Annotated in this window: 19 protein-coding genes; 12 read left to right on the top strand and 7 right to left on the bottom strand. The window is 41.8% G+C overall.

Annotated elements, in window-relative coordinates:
• The first annotated feature begins 816 nt into the window (after positions 1-816).
• The 9 genes from H6G08_RS33145 to H6G08_RS33185 all read left to right on the top strand — a co-directional run bounded on the left by H6G08_RS33145 (position 817) and on the right by H6G08_RS33185 (position 12646).
• A complete protein-coding gene (locus H6G08_RS33145; RefSeq protein WP_190550987.1) occupies positions 817-2295 on the top strand; it encodes a sensor histidine kinase in 1479 nt (492 codons plus the stop codon).
• A gap of 483 nt (positions 2296-2778) precedes the next feature.
• Positions 2779-3978, top strand: a complete 1200-nt coding sequence (locus H6G08_RS33150; RefSeq protein WP_190550989.1) for an RNA-guided endonuclease InsQ/TnpB family protein — start codon at positions 2779-2781, stop codon at positions 3976-3978.
• 117 nt (positions 3979-4095) lie between these two features.
• Positions 4096-4764 (top strand): response regulator transcription factor, encoded by a 669-nt coding sequence (locus H6G08_RS33155; protein ID WP_190550991.1) that lies wholly within the window; start codon positions 4096-4098, stop codon positions 4762-4764.
• A gap of 169 nt (positions 4765-4933) precedes the next feature.
• Positions 4934-5443, top strand: coding sequence for a helix-turn-helix domain-containing protein (locus H6G08_RS33160; RefSeq protein WP_190550993.1), 510 nt, complete (start codon positions 4934-4936; stop codon positions 5441-5443).
• A gap of 357 nt (positions 5444-5800) precedes the next feature.
• Positions 5801-6910 (top strand): molybdopterin-guanine dinucleotide biosynthesis protein MobB, encoded by a 1110-nt coding sequence (locus tag H6G08_RS33165; protein ID WP_190550995.1) that lies wholly within the window; start codon positions 5801-5803, stop codon positions 6908-6910.
• A gap of 33 nt (positions 6911-6943) precedes the next feature.
• A complete protein-coding gene (locus H6G08_RS33170) occupies positions 6944-8665 on the top strand; it encodes an ABC transporter ATP-binding protein (protein ID WP_190550997.1) in 1722 nt (573 codons plus the stop codon).
• Between the two features lie 87 nt (positions 8666-8752).
• Positions 8753-10936, top strand: a complete 2184-nt coding sequence (locus H6G08_RS33175) for an aspartyl/asparaginyl beta-hydroxylase domain-containing protein (RefSeq protein ID WP_190550998.1) — start codon at positions 8753-8755, stop codon at positions 10934-10936.
• Positions 10933-12537, top strand: coding sequence for an iron uptake porin (locus H6G08_RS33180; RefSeq protein ID WP_313943486.1), 1605 nt, complete (start codon positions 10933-10935; stop codon positions 12535-12537). Before H6G08_RS33175 ends, H6G08_RS33180 begins: the two co-directional genes overlap by 4 nt.
• Complete coding sequence (locus H6G08_RS33185) at positions 12503-12646, top strand: hypothetical protein (RefSeq protein WP_190550999.1); 144 nt, start codon at positions 12503-12505, stop codon at positions 12644-12646. Before H6G08_RS33180 ends, H6G08_RS33185 begins: the two co-directional genes overlap by 35 nt.
• On the opposite strand, the gene H6G08_RS33190 is transcribed toward H6G08_RS33185, so the two are convergent.
• From H6G08_RS33190 to H6G08_RS33205, 4 genes are all read right to left on the bottom strand, one after another.
• Positions 12623-13747 (bottom strand): geranylgeranyl reductase family protein, encoded by a 1125-nt coding sequence (locus H6G08_RS33190; protein ID WP_190551000.1) that lies wholly within the window; start codon positions 13745-13747, stop codon positions 12623-12625. The genes H6G08_RS33185 and H6G08_RS33190 overlap by 24 nt on opposite strands.
• Positions 13748-14019: 272 nt before the next feature.
• Positions 14020-14568: a ribosome recycling factor gene (frr, locus tag H6G08_RS33195; protein ID WP_190551001.1), complete on the bottom strand. Its 549-nt coding sequence runs from the start codon at positions 14566-14568 to the stop codon at positions 14020-14022.
• Positions 14555-15283 carry a UMP kinase gene (gene pyrH / locus H6G08_RS33200; protein ID WP_096645168.1) on the bottom strand — a complete coding sequence of 243 codons (729 nt, stop codon included), beginning with the start codon at positions 15281-15283 and terminating at the stop codon, positions 14555-14557. The genes frr and pyrH overlap by 14 nt, the downstream gene beginning before the upstream one ends.
• A gap of 70 nt (positions 15284-15353) precedes the next feature.
• On the bottom strand, positions 15354-15908 hold the full coding sequence (locus tag H6G08_RS33205; RefSeq protein ID WP_190551002.1) for a thioredoxin family protein: 555 nt from the start codon (positions 15906-15908) through the stop codon (positions 15354-15356).
• A 984-nt stretch (positions 15909-16892) separates the two neighbouring features.
• Between H6G08_RS33205 and H6G08_RS33210 the strand changes: the two genes are divergently transcribed.
• On the top strand, positions 16893-17792 hold the full coding sequence (locus H6G08_RS33210; RefSeq protein WP_190551003.1) for an alpha/beta fold hydrolase: 900 nt from the start codon (positions 16893-16895) through the stop codon (positions 17790-17792).
• A 176-nt stretch (positions 17793-17968) separates the two neighbouring features.
• Complete coding sequence (gene metH / locus H6G08_RS33215) at positions 17969-21520, top strand: methionine synthase (protein WP_190551004.1); 3552 nt, start codon at positions 17969-17971, stop codon at positions 21518-21520.
• A gap of 205 nt (positions 21521-21725) precedes the next feature.
• Here the strand turns inward: metH and H6G08_RS33220 are convergent, their stop codons facing one another.
• The 3 genes from H6G08_RS33220 to H6G08_RS33230 all read right to left on the bottom strand — a co-directional run bounded on the left by H6G08_RS33220 (position 21726) and on the right by H6G08_RS33230 (position 23475).
• The gene (locus tag H6G08_RS33220) at positions 21726-22745 is read right to left on the bottom strand and encodes an aldo/keto reductase (RefSeq protein WP_190551005.1); all 1020 of its coding nucleotides are present in this window, start codon (positions 22743-22745) and stop codon (positions 21726-21728) included.
• Between the two features lie 116 nt (positions 22746-22861).
• Complete coding sequence (petJ, locus tag H6G08_RS33225) at positions 22862-23227, bottom strand: cytochrome c6 PetJ (RefSeq protein ID WP_190551021.1); 366 nt, start codon at positions 23225-23227, stop codon at positions 22862-22864.
• Between the two features lie 26 nt (positions 23228-23253).
• Positions 23254-23475: a hypothetical protein gene (locus H6G08_RS33230; RefSeq protein ID WP_190551006.1), complete on the bottom strand. Its 222-nt coding sequence runs from the start codon at positions 23473-23475 to the stop codon at positions 23254-23256.
• 228 nt (positions 23476-23703) lie between these two features.
• On the opposite strand from H6G08_RS33230, the gene H6G08_RS33235 reads away from it, so the two are divergent.
• Complete coding sequence (locus H6G08_RS33235; RefSeq protein WP_190551007.1) at positions 23704-24501, top strand: histidine kinase; 798 nt, start codon at positions 23704-23706, stop codon at positions 24499-24501.
• Positions 24502-24535 lie beyond the last annotated feature (34 nt).

Here is a 24535-nt window from a genome sequence, read left to right on the forward strand (position 1 = left end):
GCAGTAGCGGATGCTTGGTTAAGTACTGCCCTTGTACCAACAGCGTTGGGAATAGGGACACAAAGGTTTACGGCTTGCTGGATGAACCAAGAATCCCCTGCCTTTTCGATTAAATGAGCGTAGCAAAATTTAATCAGGCAGGGGAGTGTCAAAATCTCTACAATCAACAAGAATCATAGCGTTAAATAGCCCTTTTTTGGCAATACAGCCTGTTTACTAAGCTAAAATAGCTGCTACAGCACAATCGTAGACAGCAAAGCCACATTATACTTTGGCTGGCATTGTTTCTTAATGATATAGCTGTAGCTACATAGATTAGGGAGCATCCCAATTTTGACGCAATACCCTAGAAGGGTATTGCTATACCAACAAAGCCTGCCTTGGCAGGCTATCAAACTTTTAGCCTGCGAAGGCAGGCTTCGTATTTCTAGCCCCACCCTTATAGGGTGAGGGCGTTTTTGCACATTTGGGATGCTCCCCAGAGATTAGGACATCAAGCTAACATAATACCCTGAAAATAAAAGGCTTCCAAGTCTGTCAACAGTCAACAGTTAACAGTCAACAGCTATAATTTTTGTGCTGAGAAAACCAGCAATATGACGTATTTCCTCGATTAAATGTTCCCTTGACCAGATATTAATTTGTCACGACAATTACGGTAAAATCTGTTTATTGCTCAATTGAATTACTTGAGATCTCAGTAATTCAACTACTATTGAGATGGGATTAAAAAGCCAATTAGGAGGTGAAATTCTATTATAGAAGGGGTTTCTTGATTGTCAGCTTAATGATTTTTAACTCAGGACTGACAAAAGCATGAAACAGCACAATTCATCATCCCTACTCTACAGAATATTATTTAGCCTACGCACGCATATTGTCATTGGTTATGTGCTGCTCATGGGATTTTCTTCTGTGGTAGGCACGTTTATCATCGATCAAATTCTATTTTTTCATGTACAAGAGCGAATCAAAAAATCTCTAGTGCAAGAAATGCAAGAATTCCGCATGTTAGCATATGGAGCAAATCCAGAAACTAGTCAACCTTTTGGCGATGACATCATATCTTTATTTAAGGTTTTTCTCAAAAGCAACATTCCCGATGATGATGAGTTTTTGGTAGCCCTATTAAACGGGCAAATTTACAGCAGCAGTCCCCTAGCTCTTCCCGAATGGTTTAAATCTGATTCGCAGATCCTCAAGACTTTATCTCAAATCAAAATTGCTGAGAAAGGCGAATTTTCCACTGCTGATGGTGAGGTAATTTACCTTGCTCAACCCATCATCACAGACAAAAATCATGGCGTATTTGTGGTACTTCATGCAACTGCTGGCGAACGTGATGAGGTAAGTAATGCAGTTAAGCTGATTATTCAAGTTATGTTTGTCGTGACAGTTGCTTTTTCTTTTTTAGCTTGGGTAGTAGCTAGTAAGGTACTCAAACCCCTAAACCTGCTAACACAAACTACTCAGTCCATTAGAGAAACTGACCTAACACAACGCATACCCGTCAAAGGTGCAGAGGAAATTGCTCAACTGACTATCACATTTAACGAGATGTTGGAAAGGTTAGAAACAGCCTTTTCCAGCCAGCGAGATTTTATTAACGACGCCAGTCATGAATTACGCACACCAATTACCATTATTCGCGGACATTTAGAGCTATTAGGAGACGACCCCCAAGAGCGACAAGAAACCATCGAATTAGTTTTAGATGAATTAGACCGGATGAATCGTTTTGTGGAAGACTTGCTATTACTAGCCAAGTCAGAACAACCAGATTTTTTAAATTTAGAAGTTGTCGAAATTAATTCTCTAACTCTGGAACTGTACGCCAAAGCCAAAGCATTAGCCCCACGACAGTGGCGTTTAGATGCTATAGCTAGGGGTAAAATTCGGGCTGACCGTCAACGCTTGACTCAAGCAATCATGAATTTGGCGGAAAATGCCACACATCACACCAAAGAAGGTGATGCGATTGGCTTAGGTTCAGATATCAGAAATAATCAATTGCGTCTTTGGGTACGCGATACAGGCGAAGGAATTCCCCTCAGCGACCAAGAGCGGATTTTTCAGCGCTTTGCACGAGGCTTAATTAAACACCGTCGTTCCAATGGTGCTGGTTTAGGATTATCGATTGTCCAAGCAATTGCCGAAGCTCACAGTGGTAGAATTGAACTCTTCAGCCGCCCTCATGGTGGCTCGACCTTTACCATAGTTATTCCCCTCAAACCCATCCCCAAATCCAGCAACCGCGGTAATAAAAATTTATTATTTCACAGGCCTGAATCATAGCCAACAAGTAGTCACGATGAAAATTTGTTCATCGCCATCCACGAAATAAAAAAGGGTTTGAAAGCCCTATTAAGTAGGTCGGTGCAATTAAAGACAACTGGCGAAGTCTGTTATTGGTCATTGGTCATTGGTCATTGGTCATTGGTCATTGGTCATTGGTAAGGGTTCCAAGCATGTTTACATTGTGCAACATAGTTTGGTTTATTCCCGCCGACTTACTTATATTTTCACAACCAAGTATGAAAATCTGTCTTTCCCATGCCCCATGCCCAACAGATACAATTTTTACGGAGCTTGACTAAATAGTGAAATTCTTACTTAAACTTACTCATAGTTAGTCAACATGAGGAAGTTTATGTGGAAGGTATCTGATTTTGGTGAAATAGCAGGTGTTCATCAGTAAAAAAGATGTAGAAAGTATTGACCCATGTACAGAATAACCGATATACTGACTCGCATAAATAAGTCTGAGTAAGTAAAGCTATGTATGCAATAAACAGAGAGCTAAAACTGAATAAGAAAGAGCGCTCTCTAATGCGTGGCATGGCAGGATTCAGAAGATTTGTTTACAACTATGCCCTGGATTTAATCATGGCAAGTTGGGATTTTGATGGCATCAAAGTCGGTGATTCAAAACGACTGGATGCCATCAAAAAAGTATTCACTCAAGTCACGATGAATAAGCCAGAATATACATGGACAAAAAAGTATCCATCCACTGTATATCAATCAGCTTTTCAAGACTTGAAAAATGCTTTTAGTCGTTGGCGTAAAGCCTTAGGAGAATTCCCGGTCAAAAAAAGTAAAAAGAAAGGTGATTCGTTCACTGTTTACAAAACATCAGGAATCTATCCAGAAAAAGGCAAGCCAGCGATACCTTTTACCAATAGAGTGGTAATTAACCGAGGGAAAAATATTGCTCTTCCTGGAATTAAAGCCTCGACTCCGCTCGGCTTTCGATTAAAGGAGCGGGTTAACTTTATTTGCAGTTCGCAAACATTTACTGTTTCAAGAACTGCGGATAGATGGTTCGTATCATTTGTGTTGGATGCTGAAAAAGTACCACCAGTTATTCATCCAATAGAAAAGATTGGGGTGGATTTAGGTGTAAAAACTTTGGCAACTTGTTCTGACGGCACAACTTATGCCATGCCAATTACTACAAAAATAGCGAAAACCAAGCTTCAATTATTGCAATGGCGGAATCGAAATAAGGTGCTGGGGAACAAGAAATTAAAAATCAAGGCATCTCACAATGCCCATAGATTTTACACCAAAGTAGCCAAAAAACATGCTCACATCGCCAATATTAGGCAAGATACGACGCAAAAGATGACAACTGACTTAAGTCGTAAAGCGTATGTTATTCGCATTGAAGACTTAAATGTCCAAGGGATGATTGCTAACCATAAGTTAGCTGATGCTGTAAGCAATAACTGCTTTTACGAAATTCGTCGTCAATTAACTTATAAGCAGTCTTTTTACGGCACAAAAGTTGAATTGGTCGATAGATGGTATCCCAGTTCAAGGCAGTGTTGTAAATGTCATCATCTTCAACCAATGAGTTTGTCTGACAGAATTTTCAACTGTCAAAACTGTGGGCATCTTCAAGGCAGAGACGAGAATGCCTCTATTAACCTTGAAAATGCCCCATCTGATAAAGTAAGGTTGGCTCAACCTTAACTTAACGCCTGTGGACAAGAAGTAGTCGTCTACCTTGGTTGAAGCAGGAAGAAAACGCTCAACTAATCAACAAGTTTGAATAAGTTTAGGTAAGTTTTTTGGAGCAGATAGCCTTAGGTGAACAGAATTCTCATAGCAGAAGATGAACCTCGCATTGCCAGCTTTTTACAAAAAGGATTGAAAGCGAATGGTTTTACCAGTGCTGTAGCTAGTACTGGTGATGAGACTATTTTTATGGCTTTGAGTGGGGAATTCGATTTATTAATCCTGGATATTGGTCTTCCCGGTAAAAATGGCTGGGTAGTCTTAGAAGAATTGCGGGGTCAAGGAGAACTGCTACCGATTATTATTCTCACCGCCTGTGACGATGTCAAAGATAAAGTTACTGGCTTGGAAAGTGGCGCTGATGATTATGTTACCAAGCCATTTCGCTTTGAAGAATTGCTAGCTCGCATTCGCGTTAGGTTACGCGACTATCGCCTACCCAAAGCTAAGGACGAAATGTTACTAACAGCAGGCGATATTATGTTAGATTTACGTACACGCAAAGTCAAAGTAGGCGATCGCTATATTGAACTAGCCGCCAGAGAATTTACTTTAGCAGAAATCTTTCTCCGTCATCCCGGCCAAGTATTGACCCGCGAGCAACTACTCAGCCATGTTTGGGGTTACGACTATGACCCCGGTTCTAATATTGTGGATGTTTATGTTGGTTATCTCCGCAAAAAATTAGGTAGTGACTATATTCAAACAGTCAGAGGGATCGGTTATCGCTTAGATACATGAGAAAACTCTCATAAAAGCTTTAAGCCATCTTAATTGAGGTAAACAATAATTATAAGTAAGCAAAAACAACGTATTTTTTGCCCTAGACAGTATCACATTTGGTAGCAATACCAATGAGAAATTTTGACGTGCGAAATCAACAAACGGGGCAAGTGGGGATCAATTGATTATGGCCAGACAACTAAAAATAGAAATATTGGAGAGTGCAGAATTTTTAGAGAAAAGTCTCAAGAGAGCAAAAAATGCCTCCCAGAAAGAAAGATTGCAAATGTTGTGGTGGCTGAAAACAGGTCAAGTGAAACAGCACCATGAATTAGGTCAACTTTTGGGGCGTAGTCCAGCCACCATTACTCGTTGGCTACAACAATATCGCCAAGGGGGATTAGAGAAACTCCTAGAAGTGAGAACAGCACCAGGAGCACAAAAAAAAATTCAAGGGGAAGCCTTGGAGAAGTTGAAGAATCGCCTAGCATCACCTGAAAGCTTTCGCAGTTACCGCGAAATCGTAGAATGGCTGGATTTAGAATGTGGTTTGCAAGTCAAGTATGACACTGTAAATCGATTTGTACGCGAGAAATTAAAGGCTAAACTCAAAGTTTCACGTCTCCCTAATGCCCAGCCAAAAAAAGATTTAATCGAGAAATTACAACCAATATATGCTTGGCAACATAGTGCCTAAAAACTAATGTATGAATTTGTCAATTTGAGATTGATAAGTTCATATTTTTCATGAGCAAGAGCTATTTTAAAATTTTTTGTGTTCCTGTTTTTAATAAAAAGCTGTGTGCGTATTTACTGCTTAAATACGTAATAACTCATCCAGCAGGCGTGAAATACGCGTGCAGCTATCAATTGTTTCGGCGCACTGAATAATTATGGCAAACTTGCGCGCCTGTCATGGCTGGAAAGATTTGAACTATTAAACTCGGCTATTTTACCACCTTAAACATCACATCAGGGATCGTTGGGATCTCTCTGGTTGAATTTGGGCTGTTTTGAGCCGATCGTCTGAGGCGATAACATAGAGAGGAAGATTATGATCGAAATTACTCAATTAGCATCTGCAAGACTAGCAAAAGCAAAAGCAGGATACACCACACGTTCAGTAGATGTAAATGCGATCGCTACAATTTTAACGGGAGACATCAAACCAGAATCAGGGGATTTAGTCTTAGTCAGAGTAGACTCCATCGGTCAACACGAACGGATCGACCAAGTTGATGGGCGCAAAGCGATTATTTTTATTGGCGATGAATTGGTGCTTTGCTATGGAAACCGCTATGCTCCCGATCAATTTGAAGCCGAGATTCCTCCAGACTTATCACCATGTAATTTAGCCGCAGCTGGGGGGATAGCCGCAAAAGTTCTGTCTAAAAATGCTAAGGTAAAACTGCCCACTACCATTACCCCTATTGGCTTACTGGGCGATAAACAAGGAAAACGCCTCAACCTAGCTGATTGGGCTTTACCCACAACAGAGTATATTGGGCAAAGACCATGCACCATAGCTGTTGTTGGCACATCCATGAACGCAGGTAAAACTACCACAGCTGCTCATCTAATTAACGGTTTTGCTAACTCAGGACTGAAAGTTGGCGCAGCTAAGATTACAGGTACTGGTGCAGGTAACGATACTTGGCTGATGCAAGATGCTGGTGCTAGAGTAGTATTAGATTTTACTTGCGTTGGTTATCCCAGCACTTATAGAGCCACACCCAAACAAGTAGAAGAGATTTTCGTCACCTTAAATAACCATCTCGCCGCTCAAAATGTCGATGTTATTGTTTTAGAAATAGCTGATGGCTTATTTCAAGAAGAAACATCAACTTTAGTTTCCTCGACAATTTTCCGCCAAACTGTTGATGGTGTATTGTTCGCAGCTGGTGGTTCCTTGGGAGCCTATGCTGGGGTGGAATGGTTGCAAAAACAGAACATTCCTGTAGTTGGTATCAGTGGTTTAGTGACTGCATCCCCCTTAGCATCTCGCGAAGTTCTGCAAATGACATCATTACCTGTTTTAGATTTGCCAATGCTGAAAACAGAAGCAATGAATATCTTAGCTAGTGCTAAAAAAGCCGAACATCCACCTTTAATTTTTTCATCTTCTCTGTTCGTACCCCCGACTATCTTGACTGCGCAAGATTAAACAGCCATTTGCAGATTTAAGAGAAAAACAATCATGATGCAGATTCCCCGCATATTCAGTGGTATCCGCATGTGGCTGCTGACGCGCTTAGTGATGAATGGCTTTTTTCAGGCAATTGCTACATTAGCCAATGCCTTTTTGGTAGAATTAGCCTTTGACAAAATTATTACAGCTGCTAATTTCAGCTCGTATCAGCAAATTTGGCAAATAGGTCTAGGTTTACTAGCGGCGGCTGTTGTCACTGCTTTACTCCGGATGATGGAACGCACTGATGCTGAACGCATTGGTCAAGAATATGTTTACGAACTCCGGCTGATTTTGTATGACAGATTAATGAGCCTTTCCCCCCGGACTCTGCAAAGTCGTAGTCAGGGCGGGGTAATGCTCCGCTTTGTCAGCGATTTAAGCGCTATTCGTCAATGGGTTAGTTTGGGATTAGCTAGGCTAGTAGTCGCGATTACAGTCGCGATCGCATCCTTATTAGCTTTATCATTGGTTAATATCCGTTTGGCTGTCACCGTAGCTTTGGTCTTGACAATTGGCACGATTAGTGCATTCAAACTCAGCCAAAAAATGAGAACTACAGCCAAAGAAGCACGCGATCGCCTGAGTAGGTTAGCGGGGAATATCAACGAAAAAGTCGGTTCAATTGCGGTTGTGCAAGTTTTTGGTCAGTCACAACGGGAAAAAAGGCGAATTGCCCGTCAATGCAGGGAATTGGAAGAGGCGATGGTGAATCGGGCGGTAGTAGCTGGGCAAATGCAAGCCATTACCGAAGGTACCACAGCGATCGCGGCTAGCGCGACTTTATTAATGGGAGCGCTAGAAGTAACCGCCAATCGCGCTACCCCTGGAACCGTCGTTGCTGCCATGACAATTGTCGGTTTTTTAGTACCCCGGTTGCGAGACTTGGGTAAAGTACAAGAATATTGGCATAACTCGCGGGTAGCAATAGGGAAGATTCAGCAATTTTTAGCCACTCCTTCCCTGGTAAAAGAAATACCTAATGCACCTGAACTGCAAACGGGGCCGGGATGTTTAGAATTTGATGATGTCAGCTTAGAAGGTGGGTTACATAACATTAGCGCGATCGCCTTTCCTGGTGAAATTGTCGCCATCGTCGGCCCCAATGGTGCGGGTAAATCAACATTATTATCTCTCGCCGCCCGTTTAGTTGACCCCGATAAAGGCGTGATTCGGCTCGATGGACAAGACCTAGCCCAACATAGTTTAAAATCTGTCAGGCGAGCCATTGGCATGGCTGCATTAGATTTACCACTATTGCGGGGAAGCGTTGATAAAAATCTCCGCTATCGCTGGCGAGATGCACCCATAGAAGAAATTACCAGAGTTCGTCAATTGTGCGGCATAGATGAACTACTAGCAGAACTTCCAGAAGGCGAAAAAACCAGAGTTGCCGAAGGAGGTAAAGGTTTATCCGCCGGACAACGTCAAAGAATTGCCCTCGCACGAGCAATTTTAGGCAATCCCCCAGTATTACTACTAGATGAGGTCGATGCTAACCTAGATGCCCAAGCCGCCGCCGTTGTAGATCGCATCCTCGCAGAATATCAAGGCACAGTTTTAATTATTACCCACCGCAAAGAACGCCTAGCCGCAGCCGATGCTGTTTGGCACCTAGAAGCCGGTCGCCTCATAGAAGCAGGGCCGACCAAAGAGTTATTAGCCAAAGATGGCCCTACCAGTCGCCTATTTTGGTCACACACCCAAAGTGTGATGTCTCAAAGAGGTTGACTGTTGACCGTTGACCGTTGACCGTTGACTGTTGACCGTTGACTGTTGACTGTTGACCAATGCCCCATGCCCCATGCCCCATGCCCCATGCCCAACCCAATCATTGATCGCGCTGCTTTAGCAGACTTGTTAACTACAGCTTTCAGCGATTTGCCAAAAAAACTCCGGGTTTTTAGCAGCGATCGCCGTGGCTATGTCGCCCTACGCCAAAATGGAGTTTTGCTTGGCGATTACTGGCTAGATCAAGGTGAAGTCTTGAATGCTATCTGCGGTACTGTTACCTCCTCTATGTCTCATGAAGGCTGGCAACAAGTAGATACTATTGAAATTTGCTTGACTCACCACTATCGACCGGTTTCACTTCTAGATTTTTCTAGTAAGTTTCCTAATTCAAAAAGAGGAATTCGCGGTATTAAACTGCAATATCAATCCCAGGTAGCAATATATAGTCCCACCCAAATGATTGCTCGTAATTTGAGCTTTCCAGAGGTATTTGCTAGTTTTCTGCAACAAATATCTATTTCTGCTGAAGCTTTCGCCAATCAAGGCGGAATTATCGAATCTTTTGCAGCGGAACAAATATTGCTAACTCTCGATGCCGCCGCCGCAGTCACAAAATTATATCGCGGCAATCAAATTGTACCCTTAGCTGAAATGTCTCGCCAAACGATCTCAGATATGCTGGAGAGTATGGGGATATGGTTACAGCACAACTGCCTTGACAATGGGCGCTTAATCTACAAATATTTTCCCAGCACAAACCACCCTTCTGATGATAATAATATAACTCGTCAGTTTTTAGCAACTTTGGGCTTAATCCGCTATGCCCAATTTACAGGTCAGTCCGATCGCCTAGTCATGGCCGATCGCAATCTCACCTACAATCTGGCACAGTACTATCGATTACAATCTGGTATCGGTGGTAGCGAACATCGCGGTAAAGTAGAATTGGGCACAACAGCCTTAGCAGCGTTAGCGATTTTAGAACATCCCGATCGCGATCGCTATGCTGATATTTTGCAGATGCTCAGTCAAGAAATTGAAGCATTTTGGCAACCTGATGGCTCATTTAGCATCAGTTCTCAGCCCCGCAGCCAGAATTTACATTCAGGATTAGTACTGCTATTTTGGGCATCTCTGTATAAAGCGACTCAGGAAAAATATTTATTGCAGCGATGTCGCCAAAGCTTGCTCTATTATCGCCAATGGCACTTAAAACATCGTCATCCTGCCTTTATTCCCTGGCACGCTCAAGCCTATGCATTGCTATATGATGAGACGGGCGATCCGCTCTTGCGGGATTTTATTTTTGAGATGTATGATTGGCTATTGCCAATGCAGCAATGGGAAAAACTCCGCTCTCTAGATGCGCGGGGGCGATTTTACGATCCAGCACAGAAAGAATATGGTTCACCCCATGCAGCGACAACCGGAAATTATCTCCAAGGTTTAGTTGATGCTTATCGCTTGGCTAAACAAAGCAACGATACCCCTAGAGCTAACGCCTATGAGTTAGCTATCTGGCGGGGATTACGCCATATTCGCCAATTGCAATTTAAAGATGATGTGGATACGTTCTACATCCAAGAGCGATCGCTCGTTTGGGGTGGTGTGCGTACTACTGTCTATGACAACACTATTCGTCTCGATAATGTGCAGCAAAGCCTGATGGCGATTCTCAAACTCTACAATTTACCAGAATTCCCCCAACAACCACCCCAACCCAAAATAGCTTTTCAACAGCTCAAGCAAAAAGTAAATATTGCCCCAATCATGGCGGAAATCACCGAAAAATCGCCTTTATGGTTTTATGATACCAGCCGCCAGCAAAAACTCGCCCCCCAACAAGAAACTCAAAGTATTTTCCTCAGGAGAGCAGTCAAACCCTTTCCGGTGGGAATTGAGAATGCTAGGGATGTCCATGAATCTTGTCCTACCGAAGTAGCCAAGGAATTTCCTGTGGTGATGAATTGGGTAGAGGATTTTGTGGCGGAGATTGGGGGTGAACTAGGTAGAGTTAACATTGTGAGATTAGCTCCCAAGGGACGAGTTTACAGCCACATCGACCACGGAGAATATTATAGATTGCGCGATCGCTATCATCTGGTACTCCAAAGTCCATCGGGTAGCTGGATGAAATGCGGCAGTGAAGAAGTTACCATGCATGAAGGTGAATTGTGGTGGTTTGACAATAAACAACCCCATGAGGCTTTTAACCCTGCTGAAGAATGGCGAATTCATCTCATATTTGATGTGTTGCGAAAAACGTGAATCAGCACATAATTTCATCTATTAAAATCAAACTTTTTTATCAACAAATTTTTGTTTTTACAAAACTTTTTCGTCAATTGATATCTTTTAGCTCTGCTGCGATTAGCGCAATTTTCGCCTTATCCCACCCAGCCTTAGCTCAGGATATTATCAACACAGAACAAAGCAATATATCATCTTTTAATTCCGTTTCCAAACTATCAGAGATAAAATTTACAGATTGGTCATTTCAAGCATTGCAATTCTTAGAACAACGCTACGGTTGCCAGCTTAATTACCATAGCATTTATGCAGGTGACCAAACTCTTACCCGTGATGAATTTGCCATTCATTTAAGTTCCTGCTGGCGGAGAATTCAGCAACTCATTACCGCCAATCAAATAACGGTGAATCAAGATGATTTAATCATATTGCAAAGATTACAAACAGAATTTTCAACTGAATTAAGTCGCTTAGAAAACCGGATAGAAAATTTAGATTTGCAAACCTCACAATTGCAAACACAACAATTTTCAACCACTACCAAGCTAACCGGAGAAGCCATATTTGCAGTTACGGGAGCCTTTGGTGAAAAAAAAAGCGATCGCCATCAAAAACCCATCGATAATAATCTTGTTTTTCATAACCGTGTACGCTTAAATCTTGATAGTAGCTTTAGTGGTAAAGACCATTTGAGATTGCGATTGCAATCTGCAAATATCTCTAGCCTAGAAAAAGCTACAGGTACAGATATGGCTCGCTTAGGCTTTGAAAGTGATAACGATAATGAACTAAATATCAGCCGTTTAGAATATACATTTCCTATTAGCAAACAAGCTAGACTTTCTCTGAGCGCTACTGGTAGTGAATTAAGCGATTTTGCTGATACAGTAAATCCTTTTTTTATCAGAAGTAGTCTCGGTGCAATCTCCCGCTTTGGCAGACATAACCCAATTTATCGCCAAAGTGCGGGTATGGGTATAGGTATAGATTATCAAATTAGCAAAAATGTTAATTTAAGTCTTGGTTATATCGCTGATAATGCTCGCAATCCCAGAGTAGGAATTAGCAAAAGTCCCTATGGAGCAATTGTCCAACTAACTCTTAGACCTAGTAATAATTATAAATTTGGTTTAACTTATATCCGCTCTTTTAATAACTTGAAAACAGGAACAGGAAGCGAACTAGCTAATGACCCTTTTAACGATAAAAGTAATAGTATAACTGCCAATTCTTACGGTTTACAAACAACTTGGCGATTAAGCCGTAGTTTCACTATAGGCGGTTGGGTTGGTTTAACACAAGCCACCGCCGAAGACATTACAGGAAAACCCAGCGCTAACATTTTTAACTATGCTATTACCTTAGCCTTTCCCGATTTAGGCAAAAAAGGTAACTTAGGTGGTATTATCATTGGTCAACCGCCAAAAGTTATCAGTAATGATTTTGGTAATAGATTTCAAGATAAAGCTACCGCTTGGCATTTAGAAATGTTATATCGCTGGCAAATTAATGATAATATTGCCATTACTCCTGGGTTATTAATCATCACTAATCCCGAACATAAACAAAATAGCGATCCAGTTTATGTTGGTACAATCAGAACAACATTTTCTTTTTAGTCAACAGTCAACAGTCAACAGTCAACAGTCAACAGTCAACAGTCAACAGTCAACAGTCAACAGTCAACAGTCAACATTCAACAATTCACCCACCAAAACCAGGAATTAAACGCTTGAGCGCCCGATTAACCACTTCACCATAGCGCATTTCACCACAGAGAATTTTACCCATAATTTGCGCACCAGAAGGACGCTTCACACCCACGCTATAACCCATTTTGGGAAAGCGATAAAATGCATTAGCTAATTTTTGCGCCCAAGCCATATCCGCTCCCCATTGTTCGTTAATGGCATTGGTATATTCTTCTACAGCGTTAATATCGCCCGATAGCGCCCGATTAATAGCACTTGCTGCTAGCAAACCGCTAAAAATCGAAGGACGAATACCTTCCGCCGTCATCGGGTCAACTACACAAGCTGCTTCCCCAGCTAAAACAGCATTTTGGGTATGTAGCTTTTGATTCCCATTCCACAAGCAAATCGGATGACCGTATTGCTGACAAACTTTCACATCGACATTAAAAGATTGGGCGTATTCATCTAAAATCTTCTTAAAGTCTTGGGGAGGTGCGCCGCCAATAAAGCTACCCACACCTAAAGAATACCCGTCAGCTTTGGGAAAATTCCAAATATAGCCATTCTTCACCAAGCCAAATTCAAAATGAGCCAGAGATGTATTTTCCACATTGGCGGGAACTTCTGCTTCTAATGCGCCAGCTAAGTGACGTTTGCGGTCTTTAAAGCCTAACCATTTAGCCATCGGCCCTTTCGCACCATCAGCCGCGATTAAATAGCGACCTGTAAACGAGCCATTGGCTGTATTCACCTGCCAAGCATCGCCTGTAAACTCAATACCCGTGACTTCTGTATTATCTTGCAGTTTCGCCCCTTGTTTCTGGGCTTGTTGGACGAGAAAATGGTCAAAAACATCCCGTCTTACCATCCAAATCGGTTCTTTCACGCCGATTTTTGCTTCTACTGGGTCTTCTAAATTCCAGGTAAAGCGCAAAGAGTCTACCTTGACAGAAATCGCTGGACTAAAATCAAAATCAAACCATTGAGCGATCGCTGGTGAGACTCCACCACCACAGGGTTTATATCTAGGTAGAGATGCTTTTTCTAAAATTAATACTGAGCGACCCTGCTTGGCCAAATGATAGGCAGCAGTTCCCCCCGATGGCCCGGCTCCCACAATAATACAATCGTACATATTGCTGAATTCTTGCTCCTCACTTAGCCCAGCAAAACTTGATCGGGTAGTGCAATCGCCACCTTAGACTAGTGTATACTGAGCGCGCATCAAAAATTCTCATTGATTAAGTAAAACCACAGATAAACACCGAAAAATAACGATGAATATCTGTGGTTTCTAGGTCAATTGTCAGTTGTCAGTTGTCAGTTGTCAGTTGTGGAAAATTGACCCAGGAATGAGCATAGCCTATAGGAGCCGAAGCCAATGCCCCATGCCCCATGCCCCATCCCCTAAACAGTCGTAATGTCCTTTTCTTTTTCTGCCAATAATTCGTCAATTCTGGCAGTGTATTTATTAGTTAATTTTTGCAGTTCGTCTTGTTGATCGCGGGATTCATCTTCAGAAATTTCCGCGTTTTTTTCCTGCTTGCGAATAGAATCTATGGCATCACGGCGAATGTTACGAATCCCCACACGCCCTTCTTCGGCATATTTAGCAGCCAGTTTGACGAGTTCTTTGCGGCGATCGCTTGTTAGGGGCGGGATATTCAGCCTGATGACAGAACCGTCATTGCTGGGGGTTAAACCCACATCTGACAAGGAAATTGCCTTTTCCACTATATTCAAGCTACTGCGATCGTAAGGTTGAATTAAAATGGTTGAGGCATCAGGTGTACTGATATTTGCCAGTGATTTTAATGGCGTTGGTGTTCCGTAATATTCCACCTGTACTTTATCTAAGAGACTCGCATTGGCGCGACCAGTACGAATCGTGTTAAAAGCCCGTTGAGTTGCCTCAACGGTATGTTGCATTTTACTCTGAGCTTCAGCTAATTTCACAAGAACCTCCCACAAGGGTGCCGATGGATTCTCCCATGACTGCCCGATGGATATTACCTCGCACCGTTAAGTCAAAAACCAGAATTGGGATATTATTTTCTTTACACAAGGCAATCGCTGTAGTATCCATTACCCGTAAATCTTGCGCCAAAACATGGGCGTATGTGAGGCTGGTATAACGTTTAGCATCTGGATAGACAAAAGGATCGGCATCATATACTCCGTCTACCTTGGTGGCTTTAAAAATTACTTCGGCATCGATTTCTGCTGCTCTTAATGCCGCCGTGGTATCAGTGGTAAAGAAGGGATTCCCCGAACCAGCGCCAAAAATTACCACCCGCCCTTTTTCAAGATGACGGATGGCACGACGACGGATATAAGGTTCGGCTAATTCTTGCATAGCGATCGCAGTTTGCACTCGCGTCTGCACCCCTATCCGTTCTAGGGAATCTTGCAGCGTCATGGCATTCATTACCGTGGCAATCATCCCGATGTAGTCAGCAGTGGCGCGATCCATACCCGCCGATGCTGCTTTGACACCACGAAAAATATTGCCGCCGCCCACCACGATCGCGATCTGCACGCCGGTGGCTACCACCTCTCCTACTTCTTGGGCTATTTCCTTGACCACTTCTGGATCAATCCCATAGCCCATGTTGCCCATTAAAGCTTCACCGCTCAGTTTAAGTAAAACCCGTCGGTAATTCGTTCCCATGAAGTTACGCTTTGTCGAAACAGTTGCAATTGCCTCCAACTTAAGATAGCAGTACAATGGCTATCTCTGTCTAGTTATGCCAGATTAATGAAGTACCTACCGCCTCAGTTTCTGGTGTATTTATTTTATGGCCTTTTAGCAGCGCCGCGATCGCATTTTTTAAATAATCTTCTCCTGCTGCCAAGGGATTTTGCGGATAATCGTCAATCGCGCCCCTGTAGCGTAAAATACCTGTCTTATCAATTAAAAAAGCCATTGGTGTTTTATTCGCCCCCAAACTCTGAGTTACATCTTGAGTTGAGTCCCATATATAAGGGAAGTTTAACTGATGAGACTGGGCGAAAATTCTCATATTTTCCAAACTTTCTTTTGGCTGTCCCATTGCGCCACAGCCATTCATCCCAATTAATGTAAAACCTATTTTGGCAAATTCTGCTTGAATTTTTTTGAGTCGGTCTAAATATAAAGTTACATAAGGGCAGTTATTAGACATGGAAATCACAGCAACTGCACGGAACTTATTTAGATAACGACTCAGATGATGTACTTGATTATCTATTCCTGGCAGTTCAAAGTCTGGTGCATAGCTCCCAACAGGAGTATCAATAGATTCTAGTATAGTCATGGGTTTAGGTTTGGAGGAACTAGCAACAAAAAAAATTGCGGCAAATTCAGCGTCAGTTTCCTAGTTGCAAACCACTCCTTGGCAGATGCTCAATAAGTCCTCATTTTATGGACTAATCTAGCTAGCGTAAATTGTAAAACTACTGAATCTCATACTGATACTAATCCTGGAAAATTGAACTAGATATCATTGGCAGTTTTACGCAGCTAAAACAACTAGGTCGCGATCGCAGAATCTGAGCTAAGGTAGAAATTTTATAATTACCGTAGAATTGCTGTAATCAATCCTAGCAATAGTTGCTCTGTACCAAGCATGATTAATTCATTCTTTACGAAAACTTATTTGTAGGTTAATGTAGGGAATTTAATGAATAATCTAGTTGCTTGTTGCAATTACCTTTTTCCTAGCGAGCGTTATTATATTTAGAGCATATTAGGCATAAATTCCGCGATGAAACCCAAATAATTGGTAATTTTCGCTATATTTCCCTAGTACTCTTGACCATCAAAACCTTTGTAAGAAATTTACCAATTACTATATACCTATAGCAATAATACTATCTATTGACCTGATGGCGATCATAAATTACACATCATCAAGATAATTTTGTAAGATATTTGACTGCTACCAACCAAGATAAATACTCTATTCTAGAGACAGTTTTGTTTGATAGCAGCTAATTTTAAAGTATCAATATTGTCTTGTAACTACTTTCCTAAATTTGAATTAGTAGAAAACAATCATAACATTATGTTATATTTTACACATATATTTATGTATACAACTTTATGAGAGCTAGTACAGAGCAGCTACCATCAGCTACTAATTTACAACTTCATAAAATCCCTATGGGCAAGTAATGACAAATTCCTAGCAAGCCGTACTAGCAGCACAGCCTCAGCATCAAAATGATTTTAAATCCTGAAAAATAGCTGCGGTAAGACATTTCGGTCTAATTGTGAAATACATAATTTATCAACTATTATGACAAATCTTCAAACCACATTTACCGCCACAAAAACTTGGATTTGGCAAGGTTTCCCCATCTGCTACCAAAGCCAAGGAACTATTGGCCCGGCTGTAGTATTAGTACATGGTTTTGGCGCTTCCTGGCAGCATTGGCGGCAAAATATACCAGTGTTAGCAGAAAATTGCCGCGTTTATGCCATAGATTTGATTGGTTTTGGCAGTTCAGCTAAACCAGAACCAGGTAAAAAAATTAACTACACCCTAGAAACCTGGGGACAGCAAGTAGCAGATTTTTGTCGGGAAGTGGTAGGGGAACCTGCATTTTTAGTCGGAAATTCCATTGGCTGCATTGTGGCAATGCAAGCAGCAGTCAGCAATCCAGAGATTGCCTTAGGATTAGCATTAATTAACTGTTCTTTAAGACTATTACACGATCGCAAACGAGCAACTTTACCCTTATCTCGTCGTCTGGGCGCACCATTGCTGCAAAATATATTATCCATCAAACCGGTTGGCAAGTTCTTTTTCAATCAAGTTGCCAAACCTAAAACAGTCAGGAAAATTCTCCTCCAAGCTTACGCTAACTCTGAAGCGGTCACAGACGAGCTAGTAGATATTTTAACCGCGCCAGCGCAAGATCCTGGTGCAGTAGCTGTATTTTTAGCCTTTACCAGTTATTCTCGCGGCCCCTTACCGGAAGATTTACTTCCTGTGTTACCTTGTCCGGCTATTATTATTTGGGGAACAGCTGACCCTTGGGAACCAGTAGATTTAGGTAGAGAGTTAGCTGATTATCCCCAAGTATTGAAGTTTATTCCCTTAGAAGGGGTAGGACATTGCCCGCAAGATGAAGCACCAGAATTAGTCAATCCGATTTTACAAGATTGGATCAATGAGCGATCCAGGAATAATTAATTTTGGTCAACAGTCAACAGTCAACGGTCAACAGTCAACAGTCAACTATGAACTTTTGACCATAATTTTCTATCTTTCTGTGCAAATTTATTCCACGGTAGCGAAAATTTGTAAATTTTAGAAATAATAAGTTAAGTCTTATAAAACACGACTAACATTATTTCCGCACGGAAAACATGAAACATCCTTTTCTTGAACGCTTACATAGTCCAGATGGCCCGGTTATCGTCTTTGACGGTGCAATGGGGACTAATTTACAAACACAAAACTTGACGGCTGATGACTTTGGCGGGGTGCAGTATGAGGGTTGTAATGAATATTTAGTCCACACAAAGCCGGAAGCTGTCGCCAAGGTTCACCGCGATTTCCTCGCTGCTGGTGCAGATGTGATTGAAACGGATACTTTTGGTGCGACTTCCATTGTTTTGGCAGAATATGACTTAGCAGAACAGACATATTACCTCAACAAGAAAGCTGCTGAATTAGCCAAATCTGTAGCGGCGGAATTCTCGACACCCGAAAAACCCCGGTTTGTAGCGGGTTCCATTGGCCCCACCACAAAACTTCCTACCTTGGGACATATTGACTTTGACACATTAAAGACAGCTTTTGCCGAACAAGCAGAAGCTTTGTGGGATGGTGGGGTTGATATATTTATTGTGGAAACTTGCCAGGATGTGTTGCAAATTAAAGCAGCGCTGAATGGGATTGAAGAAGTTTTTGCGAAAAAAGGCGATCGCCGTCCGTTGATGGTATCGGTGACAATGGAAAGTATGGGGACAATGTTGGTAGGTACAGAAATCAGTGCCGTACTGACAATTTTGGCACCATACCCCATTGATATCTTGGGACTCAACTGTGCCACAGGCCCGGATTTAATGAAGCCACATATTAAATATCTGGCTGAACATTCACCTTTTATCGTTTCTTGTATTCCTAATGCGGGTTTACCGGAGAATGTCGGCGGTCAAGCACATTACCGCTTGACACCGATGGAATTACGGATGGCGTTGATGCACTTTGTTGAAGATTTGGGTGTCCAAGTGATTGGGGGTTGCTGTGGGACAAGACCAGAACACATTCAACAATTAGCAGAAATTGCCCAAGAGTTAAAGCCGAAGGTGCGACAGCCGAGTTTAGAACCTGCGGCAGCATCAATTTATACGACTCAGCCTTACGACCAAGATAATTCTTTCTTAATTGTTGGCGAACGCCTCAACGCTAGCGGTTCTAAAAAATGCCGCGAATTGCTGAATGCCGAAGATTGGGATGGCTTGGTATCAATGGCGAGATCCCAGGTGAAAGAAGGTGCCCATGTGCTTGATGTTAACGTCGATTACGTAGGGCGCGATGGGGTCAAGGATATGCACGAACTCGTTTCGCGCATTGTTAATAATGTTACATTACCCTTGATGCTCGACTCCACCGAATGGGAAAAGATGGAAGCGGGTTTAAAAGTTGCGGGGGGTAAGTGCTTACTCAACTCGACTAACTATGAAGATGGCGAACCGCGTTTTCTGAAGGTGCTGGAGTTAGCGAAGAAATACGGTGCAGGGGTAGTAATTGGCACAATAGACGAAGATGGGATGGCGCGAACTGCTGAGAAAAAATTTGCGATCGCCCAACGTGCCTATCGTCAAGCTGTAGAATATGGTATCCCACCTACAGAAATTTTCTTTGACACCTTAGCTTTACCTATTTCCACCGGGATTGAGGAAGATAGGGAGAATGGTAAAGCAACAATCGAAGCGATTCGCAGAATTCGCCAAGAATTGCCTGGATGTCATGTAATTTTGGGCGTATCAAATATTTCCTTTGGTTTAAATCCTGCCGCGCGGATTGTGCTGAACTCGATGTTTTTACATGAGGCGATGACTGCGGGAATGGATGCAGCCATTGTCAGCGCTAGCAAGATTTTACCACTCGCGAAGATAGAAGCGCGACATCAAGAAGTTTGTCGCCAGTTAATTTATGATGAACGGCGGTTTGAGGGTGATGTCTGCGTTTACGATCCTTTAGGAGAACTGACTACAGTTTTTGCTGGGGTAACGACAAAACGCAACAAAGGTGTTGATGAAAGTTTACCCATTGAAGAACGCCTCAAGCGTCATATTATTGATGGCGAACGCATTGGCTTAGAAGCACAACTCACCAAAGCTTTAGAACAATATCCCCCCTTGGAAATTATCAACACATTTCTCCTAGATGGGATGAAAGTTGTGGGTGAGTTATTCGGTTCCGGACAAATGCAGCTACCCTTTGTCTTACAGTCGGCGGAAACCATGAAAGCGGCGGTAGCTTACCTCGAACCGTTCATGGAAAAGTCGGAAGCGGGGAATAATGCTAAAGGAAGTGTGATTATTGCCACAGTGAAAGGGGATGTTCATGATATTGGTAAAAACCTCGTGGATATCATTCTTTCTAATAATGGTTATAAAGTCATTAATTTGGGCATCAAACAGTCAGTAGAAAACATCATTCAAGCTTACGAACAGCATCAAGCTGATTGTATTGCGATGAGTGGGTTGTTGGTAAAATCTACCGCCTTTATGAAAGAAAATTTGGAGGTATTTAACGAAAAAGGAATCACTGTTCCGGTGATTTTAGGTGGTGCGGCGCTGACTCCGAAGTTTGTGCATCAAGATTGCCAAAATACCTACAAAGGTAAAGTTATTTATGGCAAAGATGCGTTCTCTGACTTGCATTTCATGGATAAATTAATGCCAGCCAAAGCAGCAGGTAAATGGGATAATTTACAAGGCTTTTTGGATGAAATTGGCGATGATGCAGCAGAAGTTATTAGCAAAAAGGCAGAATTTCCGGTGAAGGAATCTGCTAAGAAGAAGCAAGATTCAGGGGATAAGATTGTTGTAGATACCAGACGTTCTGAAGCTGTGGCGGTAGATATTCAACGTCCCACACCGCCTTTTTGGGGAACGAAGTTATTACAGCCTAGCGATATTTCATTAGAGGAAATATTCTGGTATTTAGATTTGCAAGCTTTGATAGCTGGACAATGGCAATTCCGTAAACCCAAGGAGCAAACTAAGGAAGAATATCAAGCTTTCTTAGCTGAGAAAGTGCATCCGATTTTGGAACAGTGGAAACGGCGGATTATTGAGGAGAATTTGTTGCATCCTCAAGTGATTTATGGATATTTTCCTTGTCAGGCTGAGGGGAATAGTTTGTATGTTTATGAATCGAACCACAGAGGCGCAGAGAACACAGAGGTAAAAGCAAGTTTTGAGTTTCCTCGACAGAAGTCTTTTAACAGGCTTTGTATTGCAGATTTCTTTGCGCCGAAGGAATCGGGAATCATTGATGTGTTCCCAATGCAAGCGGTAACTGTGGGAGAGATTGCGACGGAGTACGCGCAGAAGTTATTTGCGGATAATCAATACACAGATTATCTGTATTTCCACGGTTTAGCGGTGCAGGTAGCGGAAGCTTTGGCGGAATGGACACACGCCAGGATTCGTCAGGAATTAGGCTTTGCGGCTGAGGAACCGAACAATATTCGGGATATATTGGCGCAACGTTATCGGGGTTCGCGGTATAGTTTTGGCTATCCGGCTTGTCCGAATATTCAGGATCAATACAAGCAGCTGGAGTTGTTGGGGACTGATAGGATTAATCTCTATATGGATGAGAGCGAACAGCTTTATCCAGAACAGTCTACAACGGCGATTATTACTTATCACCCGGTAGCTAAGTACTTTAGCGCTTAGAACCCCACCCCCTAACCCCCTCCCTGCAAGCAAGGAGGGGGTTAATATCAACGTAGGGGCGGGGTTTCCCCGCCCTTTGCTTATCGTAAATAACAGGGTTTAAGACCCCTACGTCTATACGTAGTATCATTTTCAGTCGGAGTGTAAATCCCCATCTAAAAATGTCTTTAATTTTGAATTTTGAATTTTGAATTTTGAATTGTTATCACCGTCGATATTCGTCACCGCAGTCACCGATTAACTGATACAAATCCCGTGATTTTTGCGAGACAGCATCAATCTTTTGTAAATCCTCAGCATCTAAATTAAAACTAAATACCTTGGCGTTATCTGCTAAATGTTCTGATATGCCTAATCTTGCGCCTACAATCACACCGCCTACAGCAGGTTTATCTAAGATATAACGTACTGCGACATTAGAAATACTCACCCCATGCTTATCGGCGATAGTTTTCAGCGTAGAAAGTAACTCTTGGAATAATTGCCAACCACCCCAAGCATCGACCATATTTTTATACTTTTTCAAGCTAACTGTAGTTAAATCAAATCCTCGCGGTTCTGATTTACCTAAGTATTTTTCTGATAGCAAACCACCGCATACTGTCCCATAAGTAAATAGTTTAATATCGTGCTGTTGACAGAAATTTATCATATTTACTTCTGGACGACGATCAACGAGAGAAAATTGCACTTGATTAGAAACGATTTTGATTCCTGCTTCGGTGATAACTTGCAGATGTTCAGTGTCAAAATTAGTCAAGGCTAAATGTTTAATTTTACCCTCAGTTTGCAATTCTGCCATATATTTGAGTGCATCAAGATAGTTTTTATCTTGATATTCCCACCAATGAAACTGCATTAAATCTAATGATTCCACATCCATCCGGCGCAGGGAAATATTAATATTATCTTCAACTATTTTTTTAGTCATTTTCCCAGGACGGGGTACCCATTTAGTAAATGCTTGAATATTTGCTAATGCTTCTTTACCACGAGTAGCAATAACTTGACGGCGGAATTCACCAATTAAGTCTTCAGCAGGGCCATAATGGTCTGCTAAATCCCAAGTTGTAAAGCCTGCATCTACATATTTAAACATGGTTTGAATGGCAAATGTGGGATTAATGCGTCCATGTCCGCCAGAAACTTGCCACATACCATTTAAGATGCGACAAATTTTTAAATCAGGGGTAAATTGCAGATAACTTGCTGTTGGTAGAGTCATTGTGAATGATGAATTATGAATGATGAATTATGAAGAAATTTGCGGGGGTTAAGCACAAGTATTTTTACAAATGACGAATGACTAATGACGAATGACTAATGACTAATGACTAATGACTAATGACTAATGACTAATTTTCGCCAATCTTTCTCAGCTTGTTCAAGAACGTAATTCGCAACATCTTGAATTTGTTCTGTTGTTAAACGGTCTTTGTAGGCTGACATATTACTTTTACCATTGGTGACAATGGATGTTATTGCCTCTAAAGAATCCATACCATATTTCTTCAGTGCTTTCTTTTTTAAAGTCTTACCGCGTCTGACGATATTACCGCCGTTTTCATGACAGCCAGCACAATGAATATCAAATATTTTCGCACCGTTGGTTATATCTGCGGCTGTTGCCGGTTGTGTAACCATACCTGTGAAAATTAGGCAAGTAATTAATATCAATTTTATGATGGAGAAAGATTGTTTTTTCATATAATCAAGATAAATTTTTGCTGATTTCAAGATTCAAAGTAGGCTGTAAATCCTGGGAATTTTTGACACTCTTCGGTAAAAGTTTCGGCATCGCTGACATCTTCGATTTTGTATATCATAATCCGGTTACCATCGGGCATTTTTTTAGAGGTAATGCAATCACCTGGATATTTATCAGCGAGTGCTTTAAATGCAGCACCATAGCTTTTCCAAGCGTCGCCTGAACAATTGATGTTTACTTGCCACATAATAGATTTATTTGCTATCAACAGATATTTATCATCTCATAAAAGCTTGTTTAATAAACCGCCAAGTACGCCAAGAAGAAGAGAATTTTTAGGGTAGTAGGTAGAGTAATCATTAATTTGGCAGTAATTTCTATCTAAAGGAAGTGTTTGCTTGAAAAAGGCTACGTCATAATGACGATAGAGGATGATGTCTAGAAAATTTTATTAGCTAAATACCCAGAATTGAAAATGAGTAACAATATCAAAGAAAAAATTCAAACTGACCTACAACAAGCTAAAGCAACTGGACAATTGAGAAGCGATCGCATTCGGGAAATTGTCAAAGCTGCTGTTTCTCAGGTAGCATCGGAATTTAAGGCGGGTTCTCTAGAACTGCGGACTATTGTTAAGGATGCGGTTTCGGCTGTGATGGAAACTGTGCAAGAACGTGGTAGCGAAATCAAAGAAGAGGTGACAGCTTCGATTGAAGGCGTGTTAGAAGGAGTCAATAGCCAACGCCACGAAAATATTGCGAAAACGCAAACGGAAATTAAAAGATTACAGTCGCAATTAGATAGCGAAGAAGAACAACTGCAAAAAGATGTAGATGTAATTCTGGCAGAAATTGAAGAGACAGGAAAGGAAACTTCTACGAGTACAAAAACTGTCCTTGATTCTGTAATTAACGGGATTAAAGATAGCGAAGAAGCAGCTTTGTTAAAGAAACGCTATGCACAATTGCAAGCACAGTTGGCGATTGTTCGCGCTAATTTAGCGGCGCGTTATGGGGGACGTTCTGAGGAAGTACAAAATTATTTAGAAGACGCTAAACACTGGTATAATCAGGCGCGTCCCCAAGCGGAAAATATTGCAGCCCAAGTAGAACAAAAGCGATCGCAGCTCGATGATAAACTAGGAGAAGCTGGAAGTGCGATCGCAAGAAAAGAACGTCAGCTAAAACAGACTTTAAGAGAGGTACTTTTAGCTGCAGCTGATTTGTTTAAAGACAAAGATCATTCTGATCAACCAAAACTTCCTCGTGGCTAATTGTAATCGATGAAGTAACTGGGGACGGGTTAAA

This window comes from Calothrix anomala FACHB-343, from assembly GCF_014696435.1.
Taxonomy (GTDB): domain Bacteria; phylum Cyanobacteriota; class Cyanobacteriia; order Cyanobacteriales; family Nostocaceae; genus Aulosira; species Aulosira anomala_A.